The following is a 7,717-nucleotide window of genomic DNA, read 5'->3' as shown; positions in this document are numbered from 1 at the left end:
CAAACGCACAAGGGAGCTTAACTGTGAGACCGACAGGTCGAACAGGTGCGAAAGCAGGCGTTAGTGATCCGGTGGTTCTGTATGGAAGGGCCATCGCTCATCGGATAAAAGGTACTCTGGGGATAACAGGCTGATCGCGCCTGAGAGTTCATATCGGCGGCGCGGTTTGGCACCTCGATGTCGGCCCATCGCATCCTGGGGCTGGAGCAGGTCCCAAGGGTTCGGCTGTTCGCCGATTAAAGCGGTACGCGAGCTGGGTTTAAAACGTCGTGAGACAGTTTGGTCCCTATCTGCCGTGGGCGTAGGACACTTGAGAGGAGCTGCCCATAGTACGAGAGGACCTGGGTGGACGTACCTCTGGTGTTCCGGTTGTCCTGCCAAGGGCATAGCCGGGTAGCCATGTACGGAACGGATAACCGCTGAAAGCATCTAAGCGGGAAGCCGGCCTCAAGACTAGGTGTCCCGGGCCGCAAGGCCCCTAAAGACCCCTTGTAGACCACGAGGTTGATAGGCCGGGTGTGGAAGCCGAGCAATCGGCGGAGCTAACCGGTACTAATAGGTCGTGCGGCTTGACCATACTTCTAAGGCAAACATCGAAGCGTCGCGCCCGGAGTTCGGGTGACGAGCAGCGTGACACAGCTGGCCTGGCGTAGAGCGTCGCGAGAAGCGGGCTCCGTCGGGTTCCGATTGGACGCACCCACAAGTTTCCGGTGGTGATATCGAGAAGGTCACACCCGATCCCATACCGAACTCGGAAGTTAAGCTTCTTGGAGCCGATGGTACTGCCAGGGCAACCTGGTGGGAGAGTAGGACGCCGCCGGGATTTTCTTCGAACCTGCGCACGGTGAGAGCCGTGCGCAGGTTTTTTTTTGTCCATTGTGCTTCGAACTCCGGATGCGCGTTGCGGCGTCCTGGCCGCAGTGAGGCCTCGTCAGGGACGTCGGCCGCTGCGCGAGGCGCGTTCCGGGCTGATCGGCCCCCGGCGAGGGTGCTCGTCGGGCGGCGCAGCGAGGGCTGAACTCGCCTGGGACGTTCTGTCTCCGGCGCGCTGTGCACGCCGGCGACAGAACGTCGATCGGGCTCAGACATCAGCCATCGCCACGCCGCCTGACGAGCCCCCTCGCCGGGAGCCTACGGTTCGTCAGGACGGCTTCGTTGGGAGCAGGCTCAGATCAGCCCTCGCCACGCTGCCCGACGAGCCCCCTCGCCGGGAGCCTACGGTTCGTCAGGACGGCTTCGTTGGGAGCAGGCTGAGACATCAGCCCTCGCCACGCTGCCCGACGAGCACCCTCGCCGGGGCCTGCGGTTCGTCAGGACGGCTTCGTTGGGAGCAGGCTGAGACATCAGCCCTCGCCACGCCGCCCGACGGCCATTTTCGCCGGGGGCCTACGGTTCGTCAGGACGGCTTCGTTGCGGCGGCGTCGGGATGTATGTGCCGCGAGGGCCGTCAGTGCGGGCGCTCGGCGGCTCGCCTCGGGCCGTAGCTGCGCAGGAGGATGAGGCCCGCGAGGACGGACAGGGCGGCGATCTGGAGAGCGAACGGGATCTTTTGCACCCATTCCTCCTCGTCGATCCCGATTGTGGCCAGGAAGAGGCCGAGCAGGCCGCCCATGGCTTCGCCGGCGCGGCTCACGGATGTCGCTGGGCCGCTGGCGACCGCCTCGTGGGAGAGCGCGTGCAAGAGGAGGCCCGCCACCGCGGAGAGCAACCAGGGCTCGATCGCCTCGAAGTGCTCCACGTCGACAAGCCGCGTCGCGAAGGCGCCAACCACCGTGGCGAGCGCAATGCCCGCGAGCGCAGCGCTCATGGCGCGCTTGCCGCCCGCATCGGCTCTCACCTCGAGGACCTGAATGGCCACCACCATGGCGAGCGGCACCGTGTGCGCAGCGATCACGAGCACGACAGGGAGCGAGAGCTGTCCAACGCGTGAGAGCGACGCCACCGCCGCGCCCTCGCCGAACTGGTGCGCGAGCACCGCGGCATACCCCATCGCGAGCGCCGTCGTCGGCGTCTGGTGACCCCCAGCGTCCCCGAGCACGAGGCGCTCCAGCACCGCCGGCGCGAGGAAGCCAGCCACCGCGGCGAACAACGCGAGCCAGCCGATCTCGCCGATCGCCTCCGGGAGCAGATGAAGCAGCGCGATCGACGCCGCACCGACGAGGGCGAACGTCCGCAACGCAGACATCGCGCCCTCACTCCGGTGACGGAACACCGCCGCAATGCCGCCCAGCACGACGGCCAACGCGAGGAGCGAGACGCCGAACGCCAGCGACACAGGCGCCCTCCTAGCACGGATCCGGCTCGAACCGGTGATGAGCCGAACGCTCTGTGGGGTGCGCTACGAACGTGGGGGGGTGTGCCGTTCCGTGCGTAGGATCAGGTCGCCCACGAGGGCAGTCCAGCCGGTCTGGTGTGAGGCCCCGAGCCCAGCGCCGGTGTCGCCGTGGAAGTACTCGAAGAAAAACAGGCGATCTCGGAATCGAGGATCGCGCTGGAAGAGGGGGTGCTCGCCGTAAACAGGGCGGCGCCCCTCGCGGTCACGCTCGAAGATCGCGATCAGCCGGCGCGCGATCTCGTGCGCTCCGTCGCGGAGCGTGCGAGGGCCGTGGCCGCCGAGCGACGGGATCGTGGGCACGTCCCCGAAGCCGTGGTCGAGCCGGAGGAGCGAGCGGTAGAGCAAATAGCCGAGCGGGAACCAGATCGGGCCGCGCCAGTTGGAGTTGCCGCCCTTCATGCGCGTGATCGACTCGCCCGGCTCGTAGTCGACCTTGTACTGCGCATCGCAGGGCTCGAGCCCGAGCGAGACGGGCGCGGCCGCGTGCTCCTTGGAGAGCGAGCGCGGGCCGAACGGCGAGAGGAACTTGTCCTCGTCGAACAGGTGCGCGAGCACCCGCTCGAGGCGCCCCGGCGGCACGGCGGAGAGCACCTGGCGGCCGTCTGGACGTACGGTGATCGCCTCGGCCAGCGCGGGGTTTCTGCCGAGGAACCACTCGGTCCGGCGCCGGAAGTTCGCGAGCTTGCCGTAGATCTCCGGGGTGATGACGTGCACCGCGCAGAGCGGGATGAGGCCGACCGCCGATCGGATCTTGACGTGCCGCGGCTTCCCTCCGGCAAAGAGGATGTCGAAGTAGAAGCCGTCCTCCTCGGACCAGAGCGGCAGCCGGCCGTCCGCCGTGTGGTGGAGCGCGTGCGCGATCCGCAGGAAGTGCTCGAAGAACTTGCTGGCGAGATCCTCGTACGCGGAGTTGTCGAGCGCGAGCTCCAGCGCGATGCGCATGAGGTCGAGGCAGTACATCGCCATCCACGCCGTGGCGTCCGCCTGCTCCAGGCGCATCCCAGGGGCGAGCCGCTCGCTGCGATCGAAGAGCGAGATGTTGTCGAGGCCGAGGAACCCGCCCTCGAAGACGTTGTGCCCCTCGGCGTCGCGCTTGTTGACCCACCAGGCGAAGTTGATGAGGAGCTTGTGGAACACCCGCTCCAGGAACACCCGATCGCCCTCGCCCCGCTGCTTCCGCTCGATCTTGTAGATCTGGTAGGTCGCCCAGGCATGCACGGGGGGGTTCAGATCCGAGAACTCCCACTCGTAGGCAGGCAGCTGCCCGTTCGGGTGCTGGTACCACTCCTTGACCATCATCTTGAGCTGGGCCTTCGCGAGGTCGATGTCGAGCGAGGCCAGCGCGACCGCGTGGAAGGCGAGATCCCAGGCCGCGAACCAGGGGTACTCCCACGCGTCGGGCATGGAGAGGACATCGGCGACGGAGACGTGCCGCCAGTGGGCGTTTCGGCCGCTCAGCCGCTCGGGCGGCGGCGCGTACGCGTCGCCGCGGAGCCAGGTGTCGACGTCGTAGTGGTAGAACTGCATCGTCCAGAACAGCCCCGCCGCCGCCTGACGCTGGATGGCGCGGCGATCGTCGGACAGGGCAGGGCCCTGGACGGCGAGATAGTACTCGTCCGCTTCCCTGCGCCGCGCTTCGAGGAGCTCGTCCGCGCCGTCGAAGGGGCACTCCACCGGCTCGGGCGCGAGCCGGAGCAGGATCCGCCGGCTCTCGCCGGCCGGCACCTCGAGGCGATGCCAGCTCGCCGCCTTCGTGCCGCGGCGCTCGGCGTTCACCCGCGCCTCGTCGCCGTGGACGACCCGGTGATGGAACGCGTCCTTGACGTACGGTGTCCGCGAAGGGGCGCCATAGAGCCGCTCGCGGTTCGTCTCGTTGTTGGTGAAGAGCAGCTCCGGGCTGCCCTCGATGTACAGGTGATGCGCGCCGTGCTCGGGGTGCGCCGCGCGCAGCATCACATGACCGGGGTCGGTCTCCATGGCCCGGATCTCCGGGACCGAACCCGGAGGCTCGCTCCAGGACCACGTGTTGCGGAACCAGAGGTGCGGGAGCACGTGGATCGGCGCGGCCTCCGGGCCGCGGTTCACCACGGTGATGACCATCAGGATGTCGCTCGGGCTCCGCTTCGCGTACTCGACGAAGACGTCGAAGTAACGATCCCCGTCGAAGGCGCCGAGATCGGGGAGATCGACCTCACCCTCCGAGAGGCCGCGGTCGCGCGCGGCGGCGACGAGCGCCTCGTAGGGGAACGGCCGCTGCGGGTACCGGTAGAGGTAACGCAGGTAGCTGGAGGTCGGCGTCGCGTCTTCGTAGTAGTAGATCTCCTTGACGTCCTCGCCATGGTTGCCCTCCGGCCCGGTCAGGCCGAAGGCCCGCTCCTTCAGGATCGGATCCCGCTCGTTCCAGACGGCGACGGCGAGACACAAGATCTGGTGTCGGTCGCAGATGCCGCCGAGCCCGTCCTCGTTCCAGCGATAGGCGCGGCTCCGGGCATGGTCGTGAGGGAAGTGCGCCCACGCGTCCCCGTTCGCGCTGTAGTCCTCGCGCACCGTCCCCCAGGCCCGCTCGGAGAGGTAGGGGCCCCAGTGCTTCCAGCGCAGGAGGCGCTCGCGCTCTTCCTCGAGGCGGCGGTGCTCAGCGGTCGGCGCAGCGCGGACGGTCCTCGTCATGCGCGCCACGCTAGGCGACGAAGGCCGAGGCGTCGAGCCCGCGGCCGGCGCGCGGTGAGCTGGAGCGCTGGAGTGCTGGAGCGGGCGCTACTCGGTGCGCTTGATGATGTGGAAGCCGAACGGCGTCTCGACGATCTCGCTCACCTCGCCGATCTTCAACGCGAAGGCGGCGTCGGAGAAGCCCTTCACCATCATGCCGCGCTCGAACACCCCGAGATCCCCGCCGCGCTCGGCGGCGCCCGGCTCGTCGCTGTACTCCGCGACCACCTCCTCGAAGCTCGCCCCGCCGCGGATCTTGAGGAGCGCCTCCTGCGCGCGCGCGTGCGCCTCGGCGCGCGTACGGCGGAGGCCCTCGGGCTTGCTCTTCGAGCCCTCGTGCATGACGAGGAGATGCCGCGCGCCGATCTGCTTGGGCTGACTCGCGATCACGGCGCGCTCCCGCTCGATCGCGGCGTCCTCCTCGGCTGCCCGGATCGGCGCGGAGACCGCGAGGCCGCCGCCGACCCAGGAGGGCGAGGTGGCGAGCGTCCCGCAGGCGGTCGCGCAGAGGAGCGCGAGGGGAGAGCACGCCGAGAGCGCGTGGACCAGCACGGCGCGGAGAGGAGGGCTACGCATCGGCGCGGAGACTGCCGCGGGAGGGGTGCGCCCGCAACCCTCGCGTCCGCGCGCGTCGCTCAGCGGAGCACCATCACCGGGACGAAGGCCCACCCGCCGGCGGCCACGCTCACCCGGGCGCGCCGCGACTCGCCGCGGACGCCGACGACCACGTCGTGCGTGCCCGCGCGGACGCGGGTCCGCGCGATCGCGATGCGCGCGGGGAGCGTCGACCATCCGCGCGTGTCCGGCGTGTCGAGCGCGGTCAGCGTCGCGCTCGTCAGCAGGCCGACGAGCAGGCCCAGCGGCCCGGAGTCCTCCGCAGCAGCCTCGGTGGCGCCCTGCGCGGCCTCGCCGGCCGCGATGCGGGCGAGGGTCCTCGTGATGGCCGACAGGATGACGGTCCCCTCGTTCTTCTTCCAGGCCGCGCGCACCTGCGCCTCGACGTCGAGCGCCTGCTCCATCGGCTGCGAGCGCCCATCCAGCTTCAGCGTCGGAATCGAATAGCCGCCCTTGCCGCGCGCGAGCGTCGGGTAGTTGACCCAGGTCACGAGCCCCTTCGCCGCGAGCTCGCTCGCCCGCGCGCGATCCGTCGGGCTGAGGTCGTTGGCAACGAGCGTGAGCGCGAGGCCGATCGGGAGGCGCTGCGGCACCTTCTGCGGGACGCGCCCGAACCCGACGACGACGATGAGCTCGGCCTCGCCGGTCTCGTCGAGGGGCGGCGGCGGGGCCTCGCCCTCGATCAACGCGGCGATGCGGGGCGATCTCGGCTCGCCGCGCGTGAGCGCGCGGAGCGGGCGGCGGAGCGACGGATACGACCCGTGGCGGAGGGCGTCGTCGTAGTGGAGGAGCGCCTCGTCAGCCTGGCTGCTCTTCTCGAAGGCGAGGCCGGCGAGGTAGCTGCCGAGGCCGAGGAGCGCCGTCTCGCCCTCGTGATCGCGCAGGTATCTCTGCATGACCGCGAGGCGACGAGCCTCGACCCTGGCCCCGCTGAGGTCGCGCTGCGCCAGGTAGTTCATCATGTTGATCGTGTTGATGAGCAGTTTCTCGTAGGCGGGCGCCTTGTACGGGCCCACGTCGTCCGAGAAGAGGTATTTGCCGAGATCGTGGGCGGCCCCGCGGGACATGTCGAGCAGGTCGATCGACTTGTCCGCGGCGCCGAGATCGCGCGCGGACAGCCGGTAGCTGTCCATGCTGAGGAGGATGTTGCCGCGGTCGAGCAGGAGGAGCGCGTTGTCGCCCCGGAGCGCCGGGAGCTGGGCCGCCGTCTCGACCTCGAGCTGCTCGTTCAGCGCGGCCACCGCCTCGGCGGGAGCGCCGCGATCGAGCGCCTGGAGCGCGGTGCGCACGCGATCTTCATGTCCGCCGCAGGCGGCCTGCCAGAGGCCGAGGAGCAGCGCGAGAGGAGCCAGGGCCGCACGCTTGCGCCCCGCGAGGCCCGCGTGCCGCCGGCGCATCACTCCTGGATGAGCGCCTTGGTGAAGGCCGCCCTGTTCTGCCAGGCCACCGCGCTCGTGGCGACCTCGATGAGCTGCATGAACATGAAGTACTGGACGCGGCGCTCGTCCTCGGTGCGCTCATCGGCGGTGAAGACCTTGCCGGTGAGGTAGTACTTCGCGCCGAGCTGGCGGTTGTACTCGGCGATGTGGCTCGGATCGAACCCGCCGCCGTGCTGCTTCTCGACCTCCGCGACCATCTGCTGCTGGCGCTCGACGCTCACCACGGTGACGAGGCTCGCCTGAGCCAGGTACGTCTCGACATCGGAGAGGAGCGCCTGAAGCTGGCTGTCGATGTGCTCGCTCGTCTGGTTCGACAGCGGATAGATGGCGAGCGTGGGCCGCGAGCCGTCGTGCGCCCACGCCTTGGCCACCGGAGAGGCCATCAGCGACGTCAGGTTCTCGTGGAGGAGCTGCTCGATGTCGCGCCTGTCGATCCCCGTGCTCATCGCCGCGTCGTCGAGCCCCTCGACCTGATTGCCGCGCACGTAGGTGGGGCCGCAGCCGATGGGAAGCGCGGCGAGCGTGAGCGCCGCGAGCAGCGCGGCCGGACGGATGATGGGCGAAATGGGCATGGACACTCCGCAGGGCAGGACGCCCGCATCCTAGCAGGCGAGGTGTGCGC

5 protein-coding genes and 2 rRNA genes (1 of these 7 cut by a window edge) are annotated in these 7,717 nt (G+C 69.3%); 2 read left to right on the top strand and 5 right to left on the bottom strand.

Annotation, left to right across the window (positions count from 1 at the left end; translation table 11 throughout):
* Positions 1-577, top strand: a 23S ribosomal RNA gene (locus WMF14_RS40000) (it extends 2,430 nt beyond the left edge of the window).
* Between the two features lie 129 nt (positions 578-706).
* Positions 707-823 (top strand): 5S ribosomal RNA (gene rrf, locus WMF14_RS39995).
* Between the two features lie 624 nt (positions 824-1,447).
* On the opposite strand, the gene WMF14_RS39990 is transcribed toward rrf, so the two are convergent.
* From WMF14_RS39990 to WMF14_RS39970, 5 genes are all read right to left on the bottom strand, one after another.
* Positions 1,448-2,275, bottom strand: coding sequence for a hypothetical protein (locus WMF14_RS39990; protein ID WP_437795128.1), 828 nt, complete (start codon positions 2,273-2,275; stop codon positions 1,448-1,450).
* A 63-nt stretch (positions 2,276-2,338) separates the two neighbouring features.
* The gene (locus WMF14_RS39985) at positions 2,339-5,002 is read right to left on the bottom strand and encodes an MGH1-like glycoside hydrolase domain-containing protein (RefSeq protein WP_437795126.1); all 2,664 of its coding nucleotides are present in this window, start codon (positions 5,000-5,002) and stop codon (positions 2,339-2,341) included.
* Between the two features lie 87 nt (positions 5,003-5,089).
* The gene (locus WMF14_RS39980; protein ID WP_272102685.1) at positions 5,090-5,617 is read right to left on the bottom strand and encodes a peptidylprolyl isomerase; all 528 of its coding nucleotides are present in this window, start codon (positions 5,615-5,617) and stop codon (positions 5,090-5,092) included.
* A gap of 59 nt (positions 5,618-5,676) precedes the next feature.
* Positions 5,677-7,053 carry a hypothetical protein gene (locus WMF14_RS39975; protein WP_437795123.1) on the bottom strand — a complete coding sequence of 459 codons (1,377 nt, stop codon included), beginning with the start codon at positions 7,051-7,053 and terminating at the stop codon, positions 5,677-5,679.
* On the bottom strand, positions 7,053-7,667 hold the full coding sequence (locus WMF14_RS39970; protein WP_437795121.1) for a penicillin-binding protein activator LpoB: 615 nt from the start codon (positions 7,665-7,667) through the stop codon (positions 7,053-7,055). The genes WMF14_RS39975 and WMF14_RS39970 overlap by 1 nt, the downstream gene beginning before the upstream one ends.
* Between the last annotated feature and the right edge of the window lie 50 nt (positions 7,668-7,717).

This window comes from Sorangium sp. So ce693, assembly GCF_051521375.1.
GTDB classification, from domain to species: domain Bacteria; phylum Myxococcota_A; class Polyangia; order Polyangiales; family Polyangiaceae; genus Sorangium; species Sorangium atrum.
Note: the sequence above shows the minus strand (reverse complement) of the source record. Positions and strands in the feature narration are given on the sequence as shown.

Excerpts from the sequence above, each read along its gene's own strand:
- WMF14_RS39975 (WP_437795123.1), bottom strand. The coding sequence starts at position 7,053 with ATGCGCCGGCGGCACGCGGGCCTCGCGGGGCGCAAGCGTGCGGCCCTG.
- WMF14_RS39985 (WP_437795126.1), bottom strand. The coding sequence starts at position 5,002 with ATGACGAGGACCGTCCGCGCTGCGCCGACCGCTGAGCACCGCCGCCTC.
- WMF14_RS39970 (WP_437795121.1), bottom strand. The coding sequence starts at position 7,667 with ATGCCCATTTCGCCCATCATCCGTCCGGCCGCGCTGCTCGCGGCGCTC.
- WMF14_RS39980 (WP_272102685.1), bottom strand. The coding sequence starts at position 5,617 with ATGCGTAGCCCTCCTCTCCGCGCCGTGCTGGTCCACGCGCTCTCGGCG.